This window comes from Streptomyces sp. NBC_00005, from assembly GCF_045160215.1.
Taxonomy (GTDB): Bacteria; Actinomycetota; Actinomycetes; order Streptomycetales; family Streptomycetaceae; genus Streptomyces.
In genome coordinates this window covers 1,987,342-2,004,519 of record NZ_CP108316.1, presented here as the reverse complement: position 1 = coordinate 2,004,519, position 17,178 = coordinate 1,987,342, and the positions used below count along the sequence as shown (strand labels likewise).

Here is a 17,178-nt window from a genome sequence, read left to right as displayed (position 1 = left end):
ATCATACTTTCAGGAGGCGCCGGGAAAGCGGTAGACCCGGCGTGCGTTGTGTGCTCCCGCCCACTCCGCGATCCGCAGTGCGTCGGGCAGACCCAGTTCGTCGGCGTCCACCCGGTCCTGCAACAGAGCGGCAAGACCGTGGCGGAACGCGAGCGCACCGAGATGGTAGAACTCGGCCACACCATATGCGTCGGAGCTGTACAGCAGCTTGCGGAACGGCGTGATCTCGAGGGCCTCCTCCAGGACGGCCCGGGCCCGCGAGGGGCCGACGTAGTGGAGGGTGAGGCCCACGTCCAGGTACACGTGCTCGAACACCGCGGCCAGATAGGCGGCCTGGCGCTGGTACGGCCAGCAGTGCAGGAGCAGCACCGGGATCGTGCCGTTCGTCAGGTGCAGCCAGTCGGTGAGGTGGGTGGGGTCGACGCGGTGCAGGCGGATGTCGTTGTCGCCGAAGCCGGTGTGGAGTTGGAGGGGGAGGCCGAGGTCGACCGCCGTCCACAGCAGGTGTCGTACGAGGACGGGATCGTCCAGGCGGCCGCCGCGCGCAAGCCACTGCCGGGCCGCCTCGGTGACCTCGGCCTCGGACGGGCGCGCCGGGTCGAGGTCGAAGCCGGTGCGGTACGCGGCCACGGACTTCACCGCCACCACGCCCGGCCGCCCCACGGCCTCCCGCGCGGCCGCGAGAAAGGTGTCGCCGTAGTCGTCCGGCTCGACCCCCTTCGCTGCCACCGCCTCCGCGACACCCTCCAGTCGTACGACCTCGTACGCCGTGCCGTCCGCGATCCGGGCCAGTTCCGCCGGAGTGGTGAGGCGGTCGGGCGCGTACCCGGTGTCCACGCAGAAGGTGCCGGTCCCGGAGGCGGCGAGGAAGCGGCGGTGCACCTCGTGCGGGCCCAACTCGGCCCGCCGGTCCAGGTATGCGTCGGCCGGCGCGTGGCGCGGCAGGTCGAGGAGCGGGGCGCAGTGGCGGCGGACGGCCACGCCGACGGGGCTGTCGAAGGGCGAGAAGCCGGGCCAGGTCCCGCCCTCGGTGATCAGCGCCTCGAAGCCCTCCCGGGTCAGGTCGGCGGTGACGACGCCGTGGCAGTGGTGGTCCACCAACGGCAGTGCGGCGAGGGCCTCTTGGACCGGGCCGCCCATGTCAGTACTTCCAGCGGTACGCCGCGGCCACCCGCTCGTCGTCCAGGCCGTCGACCGCCGCGATCTCCCCTTGTCGTACGGCGATCACGGCGTCCGCGAGGACCGGCCCGAGCGCGGCCCGCAGCCGTTCGTCCTTGCGGAACTCCTCGACGGACTCCGTGAGTGAGGTCGGCAGCCGGCGCACGCCCCGGGTCGCCGCGTCCGCGGGTTCGAGGCGGGCCGGATCGCCGGTGATCTCCTCGGGCAGCGGCGCCGACGACGTCAGGCCGTCAAGGCCGGCCGTGAGGAGACAGGCGAGGGCGAGATACGGGTTGGCGGCCAGGTCGACCGGCTTCACCTCCAGGTTCGCGGCCCGGTCGCGCAGACCCGCCGTACCCGTGACGACCCGCAGCGCGGCCTCTCGGGTCTCGCGGCCCCAGGCGGTGAACACCCCCGCCCACTGGGAGGGTTTGAGCCGCAGATAGCTGGCCGGACTGGGCGCGGTCACGGCCGTGAGGGCCGGGAGGTGGGCGAGCACACCGGCCGCGAAGGACTCGGCGTCGGGCGTCATGCCGTAGCGGCCGTCGCCCCCGGAGTGCAGGTTGGCGCCGTCGCGCCAGGCGGAGAGGTGGATGTGCCCGCCGTTGCCGACGCCCTGTGCGAAGACCGCCGGGGCGAAGGAGACCACGAGCCCGTGGCGCCCGGCGACCGCCCGGATGGTCTGCCGCACCAGCACGCTCCGGTCGGCCGCCGCCACCGGGTCGAGGGCGCCCACCGAGATCTCGAACTGCCCGGCCGCGTACTCGGGATGGACCTGCTCGACGTCCACGCCCTGCGTGGCGAGCGCGGCCAGCAAGTCGGCCGTGTAGTCGCTCAGTTCGACCTGGCGCGTGGCGCTGTACGCGGGTCCCGACAGCGCGGGCACGAAGTCGCCGCCCTCCGACGGTCCTTGCCCGACGGCCCACTCGATCTCGATGCCGGCCTTGAAGGTGATGCCGTGCCGTTCGGTGGCCTCGGAGACGACGTGGCGCAGGGCCGTGCGGGTGCACCCCGGATGCGGCTCGCCCTCCTGCGTGATCCGGTCCACCGGCGCCCACGCCCAGCCGGGCTGCCCCACCAGGACGGTCAGTTGGTCGAGATCGGGGTACAGGCGCAGGTCGCCGTCCGGGGAACCCAGGACGTCGGTGGAGACGATGGAGTCGTTCGCCAGGAACGTGTCGAACACCGGTGACATGCCGACGCCCCAGGCCGCGGCCGAGGCGAGCCGCGCCGTCGGGACCGTCTTCACCCGGCCGATGCCCGCGGTGTCGACGTAGGCCAGCACGACACCGTGCACGCCCCGCCCGGACAACTCGCTGCTGAGCGCGGTGGCCCGCCCGACATCACCGGGGCGCCCGCCGGGGACGGGATCGGCAAGGGTGGTCATACGTCCTCCACGGTCGGCACGTCCGTCAGGGTTCCTCCGTCAGGGTTTCACGGCCACCGCGCCGAACTGCGGTACCACGGCGGGCGATTCGGGTTCGGCACGCCACTGCGAGCACGACACCAGGCCCGGTTCGAGGAGCTCAAGCCCCTCGAAGAACGCGGCGATGTCCTCTCCGCTGCGGGCGGTGATCGGCGGGGTGGCGTTCTCGTTCCAGAACTTCATGGCCGGAATCTGGCCCGCCCCGCCGAGTTCGGCGTCGAAGGTGGGGTGGGTGAGGACCAGGAAGCTGCCGGAGGGCACCTCGGCCATGACGCGCCGGGCGATGTCCCGGGCCTCCTCGGTGTCCAGTACGAAGTTGAGGATGCCCAGCATCATCACCGCGACCGGCTTGGTGAAGTCGAGGGTTCCCGCGGCCCGTTCGAGGATCGTGGCCGGGTCGTGCACGTCCGCGTCGACGTAGTCGGTGACGCCCTCGTGGGTGCCGGTCAGCAGGGTGCGGGCGTGCGCGAGCACGATGGGGTCGTTGTCGACGTAGACGATCCGTGCGTCGGGCGCGACCTGCTGGGCGATCTGGTGGGTGTTGTCCGCCGTCGGCAGCCCGGTGCCGATGTCCAGGAACTGCCGCACACCGCGCTCCTCGGCCAGGAACCGCACGGTCCGGCCCAGGAACCAGCGGTCCGCGCGGGCGATCTCCCGGATGATCGGGAACATCCCGGCGACGTGCTCGCCCACCTGCTGGTCGACCTCGTAGTGGTCCTTGCCGCCGATCCAGTAGTTCCACACGCGCGCGTTGTGCGCCACACCGGTGTTCAGCCTCGCCGACCCGTCCGAGGGGGTGTGGCTCTCACTCACGACTCAGCTCCTTCTCGCACGCCTGCGGCCGTCGCCGCCATTGTGCCGCCCGGTGATCACGCTGTCCGGGGAATCGGCTGATCAGGTGTGCGGAATCGGCCGGTTCCGGACCGTCAGTAGGGCTGACCGGGACTGGCGGAGGGCGTCTTCCCGGCCTGGACGTCCTTCAGCCGCTGGGTGCCCTCCTCCACCGCCTGCTCGGTGGAGTCGTGCTCGTCCCCGTCCAGCCCGCCGGCGGTGACGGTGATCGCGTCGCTGCCGACGCGTACGGCGGCGACGTCCAGGGTGAGCGTGGTGGGATCGCCGTTCGTGGTGCCCTGCACCGTCACGCGCAGGCCCTGCCGGGCATCGCCCACCTTGGGCAGCGAGGTCTCGATCACCTGGACCGTCCGCTTGTTGCCGCCCTTGGAGTCGGTCGCGGTGAAGTCGTCGCACTTGACCGGCAGGGACTTCAGCCAGGTCAGGGAGTCGTCCAGGTCGGCGCGGTCGTAGGCGGCGACCTGGTAGAGGAGACGGGAGTCGCCCATCTCGAACCCGGTGAGCGCGGAGGCGCCGGACGGCTTGCCCAGCAGGTCCTCGTCGTAGAGCGAGTCGAGGAGCTTCTGGCAGTCGGCGGCGTTCGCCTTCGCGGTGAGGAAATCGGCGACGTCGACCTTGCCGACGAGCAGGGAGTCGCGCCACTTGGCGGCGTCATCGACCTGGTTCCAGTCGTCCTCGAGGTCCTTCTCGGTGATCAGCGCGGCCCGTGCTCCGGCCTCGGTGAGGCGGGCCGGTGCCGAGGTGGTGGGCGTCTTGGCGGCCAGGGGTGAGGCGGCCCTGGACTCCTCGGCGACGGGCGAAGCGGCCACGTCGGAGGCTTCGGACCCGGCGCTGTCGCCGTCGTCCGAACAGGCCGCGGTGGTCAGCAGCGCGGTCACGGCCGACGTGGTGGCGAGCACACGGACGGGGAGGGACGGACGAGGGGTCATCGCGGATCACTCCAGAAGGGCCAGGGAAGCCGGAGAAGGTGGGGACCCCCTCAGCGCACCATCCGCACCCCCGACCCACCAGCGCACTGGCCCGTCCGGGTGAGCGGGACGTCAGGAGTGTCCCCGCACCTCGCGCACCCGCACCTTGCGCCCGCCGCACTTCGGGCAGACCGCCTCGGTGAGCGGCGACCGGACGGCCCGGCCCTCCTCGTCGACGTACTCCTGCGTGGTCAGGCCCGAGGTGTCCAGCGGGTCGGTGAAGAACATGAGCTGGAAGGTCGTCGTCCAGACGTGACCGCAGTCCGCGCACGCGAAGCGGAAGGTTTCCGGCACCGAGTGGGGATCCGTTGCCATGGACTCGGCCTCCGTCGGGCGACAAGCAGTACAGGTGCGGCTCCAGCGCACAACGCCCCAGGTCGTACGGCAACTCGAACGCCCCGCCCGGCATGCCCGCTCACCCGCCCGCGGTGACACTGACCCCATGCCGACGTACAGCGAGGAGTGAGCATGCTGCCCGGATTCCTCGCCAGAGCGGTCGGGTTGCTGCTCGGCAGGGAGGGGGGCCGCTCGCTGCATCTGAGGGCGGCGGGCGCCGCGACGGCCGTCCTCGGCGTGGTGATGCTCATCGGCTCGTGGGTCGTCGTCGTCGCCGAACACGACGCACCGCGCGCCAATCTCAGGACCTACCCGCAGGCGCTGTGGTGGTCGATCGAGACGGCGACGACCGTGGGGTACGGCGACTTCTTCCCCGTGACCCTCGGCGGCCGCGTCATCGGGATCGTCGTGATGATCGTCGGGATCACCACATACGGCATGATCACCGCCGCCCTCGCAACCTGGTTCGTCGGACGGGAACAGAAGCGACGCCACCATCTCGCCAACCATGCCCACGAGTTGGGTGAGGAGACCCTCCAGGTCCTGCACGAACGCTTCGACCGGCTGGAGCGGATGGTGGCCGGGAAGGGCGAGCAGACGTGAGGACGGGCGCGCCGCTTGCTACCGGTGAGTACCCCGCCGTGTGACCTGCGTGACGCCTGGGGTACGGTCCCCTCCGGGTCCGCAGGCACCCACAGGCTGCGGACCGTCACAGGCAGTGGCGAAGGGGGCGGCGGAAGCATGGAATTCCACCTGGTCGACGAAGGGGCGGGCGACGAGGGGCACGCGGAGCCGGACGGCACGCGGCTGGAGGACCTGGACCCGCAACCCCTGCTGACCCGGGACTACGAGACGCGTCCCGCGCTCGTCTACGAGCGGCTGCGTGAGCGCCACGGCCCGGTCGCGCCGGTCGACCTGCTGGGTGTGCCGGCCTGGCTGGTGCTCGGCTACCGAGAGTCGCTCCAGGTGCTCCAGGACGACGCCGGCTGGCCGAAGGGCCTGGAGAACTGGCGGGCCCGGTCGGAGGGCCGCGTGCCCGCCGACTGGCCGCTCGGCCCCTCCCTCGAGGTCAACCACGTGCTGATCCAGGGCGGCCCGGGCTACCGCACGCTGCGTGGTGCCTGGGACGTTGCCCTGCGGCCGTTCCAGGACCCGCGCAGCCCGCAGGCCAAGCGGCTCAAGGCGGCCGTCACCGGCTACGCCGACGAGCTGATCACCCTGCTCGCGCAGGGCGGCGGCACCGGCCTGGCCGACCTGTCGGCGCAGTTCTCCCGCCCGCTCCCGCTGATGGCGGCCAGCCATCTGCTCGGCTTCCCCGGCTCGCAGGGCGACGACGCCCTGATGGACATGTGGCGGGTCCTCGACGCGGGCCCGGACGCCGAACCCGCCCTGGCACGCCTGCTGGTGACGCTCGGCGAACTGGCCGCCGCGAAGATGGAGAAGCCGGGCGACGACTTCCCCTCCCACCTGCTCGCCGCCCACCCGGACCTGTCGGTCGACGCGCTGGCCCGGGAGCTGTTCATGCTGCTCGGCATGACCTCCGACCACGTCGGCATCCTCATCTCCAACACCGTCGTCGAGGTGATCTGCGGGGACAGCGAGGGCGGAGTGCGCACCGCCCTGTCCGCCGGGATGGTCCGGGAGACCATGAACCGGGTGGTCATGCGCAAGCCGCCGCTGGTCAACTTCGTGCCGAGGTTCGCCGCCGAGGACACCCCGCTCGGGAAGTACACCGTCCACGCCGGCGACCCCGTCTGGGTCTCCTCCGCCGCCGCGCACGCCGACCCCCTCTTCGCCGGGCAGATGGCGTCCGGATCCAGCATCAGCAGCCGGGCGCACCTGTCGTGGGGCGCGGGTCCCCGCCAATGCCCGGCCCGCGAGCTGGCGTCGACGATCGCGGCGGCAGGCGTGAGCCGCCTCTTCGAACGGTTCGGACACCTGGAGCTCGCCCTCCCGGTCGACCAACTGCCGTGGCGCTCCTCGCCGTTCATGCGCGGGCTGCGCTCACTGCCGGTGCGCTACGAGCTCTCCGGGCCGGCGCTGCCGGTCGCGCCGGTGCCCGCCGCGGACGTACCCGCCGTGCCGGACCACGCCGCCAAGCGGCGGTCGTCGCTGTGGCGGTACCTGACAGGGCTGATCCGGTCGGGGAGCTGACCGTCCGCGCAGCTCGCGTAGGGTGACGGGACCGCCGTACGACATCAGGTGCCCCGTCGCGCCCCCGACCGGAAGCAGGTCATGACCTCCGCGCCCTCGCCCCTCCGCACCGCCGACGACCTGCCCACCGGCTCCGCCGACATACGCCTCGTCGTCACCGACATGGACGGCACGCTCCTGGACGACGCCAAGCGGATGCCGTCGGGACTGTGGGAGACGCTGGCCGAACTGCGTCGGCGCGGGGTGCTGTTCAGCCCGGCGAGCGGGCGCCAGTACGCCACGCTGGCGCGGGAGTTCGCCGAGGTGGCCGAGGGCATGGTGTTCATCGCGGAGAACGGCACGTACGTGGTGCGCGACGGTGTGGAGCTGAGCTCGGACCCGCTGGTGCCGGATGTCGTCGCCGGCGTCGTCCACGCCGTACGACGGCTGGTGGCCGAGGGCGCGGACGTGGGCGCGGTCGTTTGCGGCAAGCGGTCCGCCTACGTCGAGCGGAGCGACGAGCCGTTCCTCGCGGAGGTGCGCAGGTACTACGTCGAGCACCGCGTCGTCGAGGACGCCACCGCGCTCGACGACGACGTCATCAAGGTGGCCCTCTTCGACTTCGGCTCCGCCGAGCGCACCACCGCCCCCGCGCTGGAGTCCTTCACCGCCACCCACCAGGTCGTCGTCTCCGGTGAGCACTGGGTCGACGTCATGAACCGCACCGCGAACAAGGGCGCCGCACTGCGCCGGCTCCAGCGCGAGCTGGGCATCACGCCCGCGCAGACCATGGTGTTCGGCGACTACCTCAACGACCTGGAGATGCTGGACGCCGCCGACTGGTCGTTCGCGATGGCCAACGCCCACCCGGACGTCATCGCGCGGGCCCGCCACCTGGCGCCGTCCAACAACGACAACGGCGTCCTGCGCACCGTCGCCCGCGTGCTGAACCTGCCGTAAGGCCTGCCGGCGGGGTCTCAACTGCCGGTCTGCGCATGCCCGTTCTGCCAGGCCCAGGCCGCGATCTCGACCCGGTTCCGGGCGGCCAGCTTGAGCTGGATGCTGGAGAGGTGGGTCTTGACCGTGGAGAGGGAGACGTACAGTTTCGCGGCGATCTCGGCGTTGGTCCGGCCGAGGGCGACGAGACGGACCACGTCGAGCTCGCGGTCGGTGAGGGATTCCGTCGGCGGTGCGGGCCGCGCGGGAGCGTCGTTCTCCGCGACGCCGGTGAGGTGTTTGAGCAGACGGACCGTGACCGAGGGGGAGACGAGCGAGTCCCCGGCCGCCGCGGCCCGCACCGCCTCCGCCAGCAGCGTCGGCCCGGAGTCCTTGAGCAGGAACCCGCAGGCGCCGCCGCGCAGCGCCCCGTACACGTACTCGTCGAGGTCGAAGGTGGTGACCACGACCACCCGCATCGGGTCGGCGACGTCCGGTCCCGCCAGCAGCCGGGTCGCCTCCAGGCCGTCCAGTCGCGGCATCCGGATGTCCAGCAGACACACGTCCGGGCGCAGCTTCCGGGCGAGCGTCACGGCCTCCTCGCCGTCGGCGGCCTCCGCGACCACGGTGATGTCCGGCTGGGCGTCCAGGAAGAAGCGGAAACCGGTGCGGACCATCTCCTGGTCGTCGGCGATGAGGACACGGATGGGCGGGGCCGGGGGCGAGCTGGGGGACGGGGGCGGGGTGGTCATGGGTCGATCATGCCTCACGGGATGTGCGGGTGGCCCGCTGCTGTCGCGGCTGCCGGCCACCCGTCGGTCGTCAGTCGGCCGTCTGTGCCGGATCGGCCGTCACCCTGCGCAACAGCGGCCGACTGCCGTTGATCGCGGCGAACATCGCCAGCGCGCCGAGGACCGCGCAGGCTGCCAGTTGCAGGGCGCCCGAGGTGTTGATCGTGGCGCCGACCGCTTTGTTGAGCTGGTAGGAGCCGTAGACGCCCATCGCGGTGGTGCCGCCGGCCAGGACGACCAGCGGGACGACCGTCTCGCGCGTCCGGGCCCGGTCCAGCACCTTCAACGGGGTGCCGGCCAGCCGCAGCAGGCTGTAGACGCGGCGCCGGTCGAGGACGTTCGCCGCGGCGGTCAGCCCGGCGGAGGCGGTCGCCACGAGGAAGCTCAGGGCCAGGGTGGCGGTGGTGACATCGGAGATGAGGCCGGTGGCGGTGCGGTCGTTCGCGTTGGTGTAGTCCCGGGAGTACGGCGGTGTGCCGGAGGTGAGCGGTGTGAGGGCGGTGAGGGCGGTGTCGATGCGCTCTTGACCGCCGGGGACGTGGGCGATCACGCCCGGTGCGCCGCCCAGCATGCTGTCGAAGTCGTCCTCGCGTCCGACGGTGACGGTCGCGGTGACACCGGCCCGGTGCAGCAGGGTACGGGCCTCGGTGGCGGCGTGCCGGGCGGCGCCGGTGTCCGCGGAGACCACGGAGACCTGGTCCCGGTACTGCGAGGTGTCGGCGCCCAGCATGCTGACGGAGAAGAACCCGGCCGCGAATCCTGCCAGTACCAGTCCGCTGACGGTGCGCCAGGCGCCCCGGGGGTCGTCGCTGAGCCTGCGCGCGGCGAGCAGGGTCGCCGGGCGGCGGGCGAAGCGGCCCACGACCCGGCCCAGCCGGTCCACGACCCACGGCCCGAACAGCCAGAACGCACCGTAGAACAGGAGCAGAAGGGCGAGCAGCTGCCGGGCCTTGAGCTGATTCCCGCCGTCCGTGGACATCCAGATGTAGCCCAGGGCTACCGCGAACACCACGAGACGGATCAGCCGGGTGCGCCTCGGGTTCGCCTGCTGGGCCACGCCCAGCGGCGAGGTCGCCACCTGGCGCAGCATCGACACGGCGCTGACCGTGATGAGCGCGGTGACCGCGAGGACTACCGCCGCGAGACACCCGAGCCCCACCCACAGCTCGCCCGTGTACCAGGCTCCGACGCCGTAAGGGATCTGTGCGAGGGCGGGCAGCAGGGCCGCGTAGGCGAGGGCGCCCGCGAGGGCACCGGCCCCGCCGACGGCCGCCGCCTCGACGGCGGTCATGGCGAGGATCTGCCGCGGGGTCGCCCCGGCCAACCGCAGCGCTGCGAGCCGTTGTTCACGCCGGGCCGCGCCGAGCCGTCCGGCCGCGGAGGACAGCACGACCACGGGCATCGCCAGCAGCACCAGGCCCAGCAGCGTCATCGTCTGGTCGGAGGCCGTGAACATGCTCGCCTTGCCCGAGGAGAACCCGGAGACCTCGGCCCGCGCGGTCTGCCCGATGTCGAACCAACTCGCCCCGCCGTCGGCGGCCTTGGACACCGCGGAGTCGCCGGGCGCCCGCCCCACGACGGCGACCAGCTCGTCCGGCGAGGCGAGACCGGCCGCGCCGACGGTGCCGTAGGACGTCACCTTGGGGAAACGGTCGGCCAGTTGGCCGGCCGGCAGCTTGTGGAGCAGGTCGGCCAGGGCGGGGGAGACGTACACCTCGCCCTGCTTCGGGAAGGCGCTCAGGCCGGGCGGCGCGGGAGTCGCCGCGCGGCCGGACAGCTGGGCCAGCGACACGACCGTGACGGGTTCGTGGCGGACGTAGGTCGTGGCGAGCGCCTGAACGGCCGTGCCGTGCTTGGCGGGTTCGGGCGTGCGCCAGGCCGTGCGGTCGGCGCGGGTGCCGGAGCCGAGACAGGCGGCGATCATCACCAGCATGACGAACGCGCCGACGGCTGCGGCACCGGCCGCGAGCAGGTGGCTCTGCAGGCCGCGGCGGCCGGACGACCGGGCGAGGTGCCAGGTCAGGGGCAGGACAGGGGAGTTCATCACATCTCCGGGTGGGGGTCAGGCGACCGTGAACTGGCTGTAGTTGCTGATCCGGCCGTCGCGGACCTGGAGGATCCGGTCGCAATGGGCGGCGACATCGGCGTCGTGGGTGACCATGACCAGGGCGGCACCCTGCTCGCGCGTCACGGCGGTGAGCAGGCGTACGACCTCGGTGCTGGTGGTCTGGTCGAGGGCGCCGGTCGGCTCGTCGGCGAAGACCACGTCCGGTTCGACGACCAGGGCGCGGGCGATGGCGACACGCTGGGCCTGGCCGCCGGACAGCTGGCCGGGCCGGCGCTGCTCCAGTCCGTCGAGGCCGAGCGGCGCGAACCAGCGGCGGGCGCGGGCGACAGCCTGCTTGCGGGGCGTGCCCTCCAGCATCAGCGGCAGCGCGACGTTCTCCTCGGCGGGCAGCTCCGGCAGCAGCTGGCCGAACTGGAAGACGAACCCGAACCGCTTGCGGCGCAGGGCGCTGAGCTTGTTCTCGCCCAAGTTGTCGATGGCCGTCCCGCGCAGCAGCACCGTGCCGCCGTCGGGACGGATGATCCCGGCGAGGACGTGCAGCAGGGTGGACTTGCCGGAGCCGGAAGGGCCCATGATGGCCAACGAGTCCCGCTCGCGGACCTCCACGTCCACACCGTCCAGCGCGGTGGCGGAGCCGTACTTCTTCACGAGGCCGAGACCGGCCAGAACGGTGCTCACGATCGTGTCCCGTGCCTTTCTCAGCGCTCGAACTTCCAGGTGACGGAGCCGCTCGTGGACTTGACCACGGCGACGGGGATGGCGACCGACTTGCCCTCGCCGGTCTTGCCGGTGCAGGTGATGGAGGCCCCGGCGACGGCCTTGAGACCGGTCGGGCAGCTGACGCCGGAGACCTTCTTGCCGACCCAGGGCAGCGGGTGGTACTTGCTCTCGGCGCGGCCGGCGACGATCTTGCCCGACAGGGCCTTGTGGCCGTCGACCGTCACCGACGAGTACTTGTCGAGCTCGCTGGTCGACTCGGTTCCGGACAGCAGGTAGGTGCCGAGACCGCCCAGGGCGACCACGGCTGTCACACCTCCGACGGCTCCGACGAGGAACTTGCTGCGCTGCATCACGTACTCCTGATGACTGAGGGCCCCGGGAGGCAGGGGGAGGAAGTGGCTCCACCCTCGCCCGCGGGCAGGTGCGCGCACCTCGGCCATAAGGCCACGGTGAGGCGGCGCCTCCTCGACCGTTCGGCCGATCCGGCCGCCCGCCGGCCTCCCCTACGTTGAACCGCATGACCTCCATGACCGGCCGGGGCTGCGCCCGTGGATTCGGCGTCGGCTTCCTGCTCGCGACGTCGGTCGCCGATGTCCTGATCGTGGGCAGCGCCGGCGAGAACGTGCGGCCGACCCTCGTGGTGCTCCTGGCCGGACTCGCCGCCGTCCTGTGGCCGGCCGCGCGGCACCCCGCCTGGTTCACCCCTCAACTGCGCACCGCCGTACCGGCGTTGCTCTCCGGGCTGTACTCGGCGGGCGCGCTGCTGGGCGGGCCACAGGCCCAGTTCGGCCCGGGCGAGACGGCGATCCTGCTGTGCCTGCTGTTCGTCGCCGTACGGCACTGCCCACCCCGCTGGGCCGTCGCGTGCGGCTTGCTGGACGGCGTCGCCCTGCTGCTCACGCCGCTGCGCTACTCCCACTCGTTCAGGGACGGCGGGACCCTCGGCGCCATGGTCGTAGGGCTGGTCCTGATCGGGCTCGTCGCCGGCCTCGCGGCCTATCTGCGCTCCCTCGACTACCGCCGCACCGTCGCCGTCACCGAGACCCGCCGGGAGGAGCGGGTGGCGATAGCCGCCGACCTGCACGACTTCGTCGCGCACCATGTCACCGGCATCCTGGTGCAGACCCGGGTCGCCCGGATGATGGCGACCAGCCGGCCGGAGGACCTCGACCCCGTCCTCGCCGGCATCGAACGTGCCGCGACCGAGGCGCTGGCGTCGATGCGCCGCACCGTGGGCGTCCTGCGCGACACCGGCGACGAGCCGGCCGCCCGCCGCCCGGTCGGCGACCTGGCCGCCATCACCGACCTGGCCGAGGGCTTCGCGAGCCCGATCCAGAAGGTCGTCCTGCACCGCGACCCCACCGTGTCGGACGACCTCCCGCACGAGGTCCAGGCGGCGGCCTTCCGCGTCGTCCAGGAATCCCTGACGAACGTCCGCCGCCACGCGGCCGACGCCGACCGGGTCATGGTCCACCTGTGCTACGACGCCGACCGCCTGTCGGTGTCGGTGGCGGACGACGGCCGGGGCGGCACCCAACTCCCGGCCGCGGCACACGGCGGCGGCTTCGGTCTGGTCGGCCTGAAGGAGCGGGTGACCGCACTGGGCGGCGAACTGCACTCCGGGCCGCGGGCCGGGGACGGCTGGGAGGTAAGGGCGGTGTTCCCCGCGGGCCGACGCTGACGCAGGGAGCGAGGGCCGTCGCCTGCGGGTCTGGCGGTACGGTCCTCCCCGGCTGTTCAATGGAGCTGCACATGTCCGCTCAAGAGGGGAGCCGCCGTGTCCCCTGCCGCCGTGCCGCCCGTCGGCGCGCGCATCCGGCAGGCGCGCCTCGCGAAAGGCGTGAGCCTGCGTGCCCTCGCGCGGGAGATCGGCGTCTCCGCGAGCCTGGTGTCCCAGATCGAGACCGGCAAGAGCCAGCCGTCGGTGAGCACGCTGTACGCCATCACCACCGCACTGTCGATCTCCGTCGAGTCGCTCTTCGACGGCTACGAGGACGAGACCGCCGCACCCCCGGTCGCGGCCGCGTCCGCAGCCCCCGCCACCGTCCTGCACGCCCTCGCCGCCTTCGCCGCCGACCCCGCCCGCCGGATAGGACCGCTGGTCACGCCCGATGAGCGGGACGTCCTTGAGCTGGACTCCGGGGTCGTGTGGGAGCGCCTGGGCCACGTTCCCGGCACGGACGTCGACTTCCTGCAGGTGACCTACCGGCCCGGCGGCTCCTCCTCCAGCTCCGGCGGCCTGATGCGGCACGCGGGCACCGAGTACGGCTGTCTGACCTCGGGCGAACTCGTCCTCACCCTCGGTTTCGACGAGCACACGCTGCGTCCCGGCGACGCCGTCTGCTTCGAGTCGACAACCCCGCACCGCTACCGCAACGATGGTGCTGAGCCTGCTGTCGGGGTCTGGTTCGTGTTCAGCCAAAGCGTTCAGTAGCACTTGACACTCATGAGGGGTGGTCGTTCACTCCGAAGTGGGGGTGGTCGCCATGGCGATCCGCACATACGGCCCCAACGCCGTCGACTGGGAAGAGCGCGTCGACCTGGACCGGCTGCGCAAACAGCGCCTGGCCCGGCTCCACGAGACGCTGAACCGCTCCGAGCTGGGCGCCGTGCTCAGCTTCGACTTCGCCAACATCCGCTACATGACCGCCACGCACATCGGCACCTGGGCGATGGACAAACTGATCCGCTTCGCCCTGCTGGTGCGCGGCGGCGAGCCGATCGTCTGGGACTTCGGCTCGGCGGCCCGCCACCACCAGCTCTACAACCCGTGGCTGGACTACAGCGACGGCAAGGACGGCCCGCCCACCGGTGCCCGCGCCGGCATCTCCACGCTCCGCGGCGCCTTCCACCCGGACGCGGGGATCGCCGAGGACGTGGCCCGGAAGATAGCCACCGAGCTGCGCGAACACGGACTCGCGGGCGAGCCCCTCGGTATCGACGTCGCCGAGATGCCGATCCTGGCCGCCCTGCGCGCCGAGGGCATCGACGTCGTCGACGGCCAGCAGGTCTTCCTGGAGACCCGCCGCACCAAGACCCGCGACGAGATCTCCCTGCTCACCCAGGCCTGCGCGATGGTGGACGCCGCCTACGAGGAGCTGTACGGCTACCTGCGCCCGGGCGTGCGCGAGAACGAGTGCGTCGGTCTGGTCAGCAAGGTCCTCTACGACCTCGGCAGCGAGTACGTCGAAGGCGTCAACGCCATCTCCGGCGAACGCTGTTCACCCCACCCGCACGTCTACAGCGACCGCCTGATCCGCCCCGGCGACCCCGCCTTCTTCGACATCCTGCACAGCCACCTGGGCTACCGCACCTGCTACTACCGCACCTTCGCCGTCGGCAGCGCCTCCGGCGCGCAACGGGACGCGTATGTGCGATGCCGCGAGTACATGGACGAGGCGATCGCGCTCGTCCGGCCCGGCGCCACCACCGCCGACATCGTCCAAGTGTGGCCGCGCGCCGAGGAGTTCGGCTTCGCCGACGAGACCGCCGCCTTCGCGTTGCAGTACGGCCACGGGGTCGGCCTGTCGATCTGGGAGAAGCCCATCTTCAGCCGGCTGGTCTCCCTCGACCACCCCGAAGTCCTCGAAGAGGGCATGGTGTTCGCCCTGGAGACCTACTGGCCCGCGGCGGACGGCTGGTCCGCCGCCCGCATCGAGGAGGAGCTCGTCGTCACCGCCGACGGCTGCGAGGTCATCACCAAGTTCCCCGCCGAGGAACTGCTCGTCGCGGGCCGCAAGTACTGGACCGTGGGCGGCGAACTCAACACCCGGCGCGAGGCGCAGTCCCACCTCAACACCCGTACCAACGGGAGCACTTGATGGTCGAGCGCGACGAACTCCTCGCCCTGTACGAGCAGATGGCCGTCATCCGCCGTACGGAGAAGGCCGCGCACGACCTGTTCCTGTCCGGTCTCGTCAAGGGCACCACCCACCTCGCCGCCGGACACGAGGCGATCGCCGTCGGCGCGAGCGCCGCCCTGCGCCCCGACGACTACGTCTTCGCCACCTACCGCGGCCACCACCACGCCATGGCCCGCGGCGCCACCCCCGAGGAGTGCCTCGCCGAACTCATGAGCCGCGCAACGGGGTTGTGCAGGGCCAAGGGCGGCTCCATGCACCTCACCAAGGCCGCGAACAACATGCTCGGCTCCTACGCCATCGTCGGCGCCCACCTCCCGATGGCGGTCGGCGCCGCCTGGTCGGCACGGATGCGTGGCAGCGGGCAGATCGCCGTCGCCTTCTTCGGGGACGGCGCGACCAACATCGGGGCCTTCCACGAGGCGCTCAACCTGGCGGCCGTGTGGAAGCTGCCCGTGCTGTTCGTCTGCGAGAACAACCTGTACATGGAGTACACGCCCATCGCCGACGTCACGGCGGTGGCCCGGCCCGCGGCCGACCGGGCCCCTTCGTACGGCATCCCGGGCGAGGTCGTCGACGGCAACGACGTCGTCGCCGTCCAGGAGGCGGTGGCCGGGCTGGCTCAGCGGGCCCGGGCAGGAGACGGGCCCGCTCTGCTGGAGGCCGAGACCTACCGCCACTTCGGGCACAGCCGCGCCGACCCGGCCACCTACCGCCCGGCCGAGGAGGTCGAACGCTGGCTCAAGCACGACCCGTTGGACCTCGCGCGCGGACGCCTCGTCGAGCTGGGGGTGCCCGAGGAGACGGTCACCGCAGCGGACGAGCGCGCCCGTGACGTCGTAGAGCAGGCCGTCGTGGCGGCGAAGAACGCGCCGCCGCCCGATCCGGGCGAGGCGATGACCGACGTGTGGGCGGACGGAGGTGCGGCGTGGCGGACGTGATCAGTTATCGGGACGCGGTCGCCGAGGGCCTCGCGCGGGAGATGCGCCGGGACCCGTCCGTGGTGTGCCTGGGAGAGGACATCGGCGAGGCGGGCGGGGTGTTCAAGACGACCGTCGGACTGCTCAAGGAGTTCGGGCCCGAGCGGGTGTGGGACACACCGATCTCCGAACAGGCCATCGTGGGCGCGGCGATGGGCGCCGCGATGACCGGGATGCGGCCGGTCGCGGAGATCATGTTCTCCGATTTCCTTGCCTGTTGCTGGGACTACCTCGCCAACGAGATACCGAAGGTGCGGTACATGACGGGTGGTCAGGTCACCGTCCCGCTCGTGGTGCGCACCGCCAACGGCGGCGGCCTCGGCTTCGGCGCCCAGCACTCGCAGGCCACCGAGAACTGGGCGCTGACCGTCCCCGGGCTGAAGATCGCGGCACCCGCCACGCCCGCCGACGTCGTCGGCATGATGGCGGCGGCGATCCGCAGCGACGACCCCGTGGTCTTCTTCGAGCACAAGGGGCTGCTGGCGAGCAAGGGGGCCCCCGCCCCGCCCGGTCACGTGGTCGAGCTGGGGCAGGCCGCCGTGGTCCGCGAGGGAGCCGACGTGACGCTGGTCGCCCTGGCCTCCATGGTCCCGGTGGCGCTGAAGGCCGCCGAAGCGCTGGCGGTCGAGGGCATCGGCGCGGAGGTCGTCGACCTGCGCAGCCTCGTCCCGCTGGACACATCCACCGTCCTCGCCTCTCTCGGGAAGACCTCACGGTTCGTGACCGTCGAGGAGAACCCGTACCAGGGCGGCTGGGGCGCCACCCTCGTGTCGGTCGTCGCCGACGAGGGCTTCGACCTGCTGGACGCGCCCGTGCGCCGGGTGGCGGGGGAGTGCGTCCCGCTGCCGTTCGCCGACGCCCTGGAGGAACAGGTCATCCCCACCGTAGCCAAGGTCGTGGCGGCCGTCAGGAGTCTCGCCGCGTACTGAACACCCTTGAGGAGGAAGCGC

General features: G+C 72.1%; 17 protein-coding genes. 8 read left to right on the top strand and 9 right to left on the bottom strand.

Going from position 1 to position 17,178, the window contains the following annotated elements; translation table 11 throughout:
- Positions 1-9 precede the first annotated feature (9 nt).
- The 5 genes from OG303_RS09625 to OG303_RS09605 all read right to left on the bottom strand — a co-directional run bounded on the left by OG303_RS09625 (position 10) and on the right by OG303_RS09605 (position 4,719).
- The gene (locus tag OG303_RS09625; RefSeq protein ID WP_405866824.1) at positions 10-1,140 is read right to left on the bottom strand and encodes an amidohydrolase family protein; all 1,131 of its coding nucleotides are present in this window, start codon (positions 1,138-1,140) and stop codon (positions 10-12) included.
- A gap of 1 nt (position 1,141) precedes the next feature.
- Complete coding sequence (locus tag OG303_RS09620) at positions 1,142-2,545, bottom strand: glutamine synthetase family protein (RefSeq protein WP_405866822.1); 1,404 nt, start codon at positions 2,543-2,545, stop codon at positions 1,142-1,144.
- 39 nt (positions 2,546-2,584) lie between these two features.
- Complete coding sequence (locus OG303_RS09615; RefSeq protein ID WP_405866820.1) at positions 2,585-3,397, bottom strand: SAM-dependent methyltransferase; 813 nt, start codon at positions 3,395-3,397, stop codon at positions 2,585-2,587.
- A gap of 113 nt (positions 3,398-3,510) precedes the next feature.
- Entirely contained in the window at positions 3,511-4,365 is an 855-nt protein-coding gene (locus tag OG303_RS09610) for a hypothetical protein (RefSeq protein ID WP_405866818.1), read from the bottom strand.
- Positions 4,366-4,476: 111 nt separating this feature from the next.
- The gene (locus tag OG303_RS09605) at positions 4,477-4,719 is read right to left on the bottom strand and encodes a hypothetical protein (RefSeq protein ID WP_405866816.1); all 243 of its coding nucleotides are present in this window, start codon (positions 4,717-4,719) and stop codon (positions 4,477-4,479) included.
- Between the two features lie 153 nt (positions 4,720-4,872).
- Here OG303_RS09605 and OG303_RS09600 point away from each other — a divergent pair, with 153 nt between their 5' ends.
- The 3 genes from OG303_RS09600 to OG303_RS09590 all read left to right on the top strand — a co-directional run bounded on the left by OG303_RS09600 (position 4,873) and on the right by OG303_RS09590 (position 7,833).
- Entirely contained in the window at positions 4,873-5,343 is a 471-nt protein-coding gene (locus OG303_RS09600) for a potassium channel family protein (RefSeq protein ID WP_405866814.1), read from the top strand.
- Between the two features lie 138 nt (positions 5,344-5,481).
- Positions 5,482-6,894, top strand: coding sequence for a cytochrome (locus OG303_RS09595; RefSeq protein ID WP_405866812.1), 1,413 nt, complete (start codon positions 5,482-5,484; stop codon positions 6,892-6,894).
- 81 nt (positions 6,895-6,975) lie between these two features.
- A complete protein-coding gene (locus OG303_RS09590) occupies positions 6,976-7,833 on the top strand; it encodes a Cof-type HAD-IIB family hydrolase (RefSeq protein WP_405866810.1) in 858 nt (285 codons plus the stop codon).
- A gap of 17 nt (positions 7,834-7,850) precedes the next feature.
- On the opposite strand, the gene OG303_RS09585 is transcribed toward OG303_RS09590, so the two are convergent.
- The 4 genes from OG303_RS09585 to OG303_RS09570 form a co-directional block, all read right to left on the bottom strand.
- Positions 7,851-8,561, bottom strand: coding sequence for a response regulator (locus OG303_RS09585; RefSeq protein ID WP_405866808.1), 711 nt, complete (start codon positions 8,559-8,561; stop codon positions 7,851-7,853).
- Positions 8,562-8,631: 70 nt separating this feature from the next.
- Positions 8,632-10,644, bottom strand: a complete 2,013-nt coding sequence (locus OG303_RS09580) for an FtsX-like permease family protein (protein ID WP_405866806.1) — start codon at positions 10,642-10,644, stop codon at positions 8,632-8,634.
- Positions 10,645-10,662: 18 nt separating this feature from the next.
- The gene (locus tag OG303_RS09575; protein ID WP_405866804.1) at positions 10,663-11,346 is read right to left on the bottom strand and encodes an ABC transporter ATP-binding protein; all 684 of its coding nucleotides are present in this window, start codon (positions 11,344-11,346) and stop codon (positions 10,663-10,665) included.
- Positions 11,347-11,366: 20 nt separating this feature from the next.
- Positions 11,367-11,738 (bottom strand): DUF4333 domain-containing protein, encoded by a 372-nt coding sequence (locus tag OG303_RS09570; RefSeq protein ID WP_405866802.1) that lies wholly within the window; start codon positions 11,736-11,738, stop codon positions 11,367-11,369.
- 167 nt (positions 11,739-11,905) lie between these two features.
- On the opposite strand from OG303_RS09570, the gene OG303_RS09565 reads away from it, so the two are divergent.
- The 5 genes from OG303_RS09565 (at position 11,906) to OG303_RS09545 (ending at position 17,157) form a co-directional block, all read left to right on the top strand.
- A complete protein-coding gene (locus tag OG303_RS09565) occupies positions 11,906-13,069 on the top strand; it encodes a sensor histidine kinase (RefSeq protein WP_405866800.1) in 1,164 nt (387 codons plus the stop codon).
- A 96-nt stretch (positions 13,070-13,165) separates the two neighbouring features.
- Positions 13,166-13,822 (top strand): helix-turn-helix domain-containing protein, encoded by a 657-nt coding sequence (locus OG303_RS09560; protein ID WP_405866798.1) that lies wholly within the window; start codon positions 13,166-13,168, stop codon positions 13,820-13,822.
- 52 nt (positions 13,823-13,874) lie between these two features.
- Positions 13,875-15,209 (top strand): M24 family metallopeptidase, encoded by a 1,335-nt coding sequence (locus tag OG303_RS09555; protein WP_405866796.1) that lies wholly within the window; start codon positions 13,875-13,877, stop codon positions 15,207-15,209.
- Positions 15,209-16,189: a thiamine pyrophosphate-dependent dehydrogenase E1 component subunit alpha gene (locus OG303_RS09550; RefSeq protein WP_405866794.1), complete on the top strand. Its 981-nt coding sequence runs from the start codon at positions 15,209-15,211 to the stop codon at positions 16,187-16,189. The genes OG303_RS09555 and OG303_RS09550 overlap by 1 nt, the downstream gene beginning before the upstream one ends.
- On the top strand, positions 16,177-17,157 hold the full coding sequence (locus OG303_RS09545; protein WP_405866792.1) for an alpha-ketoacid dehydrogenase subunit beta: 981 nt from the start codon (positions 16,177-16,179) through the stop codon (positions 17,155-17,157). The genes OG303_RS09550 and OG303_RS09545 overlap by 13 nt, the downstream gene beginning before the upstream one ends.
- Positions 17,158-17,178 lie beyond the last annotated feature (21 nt).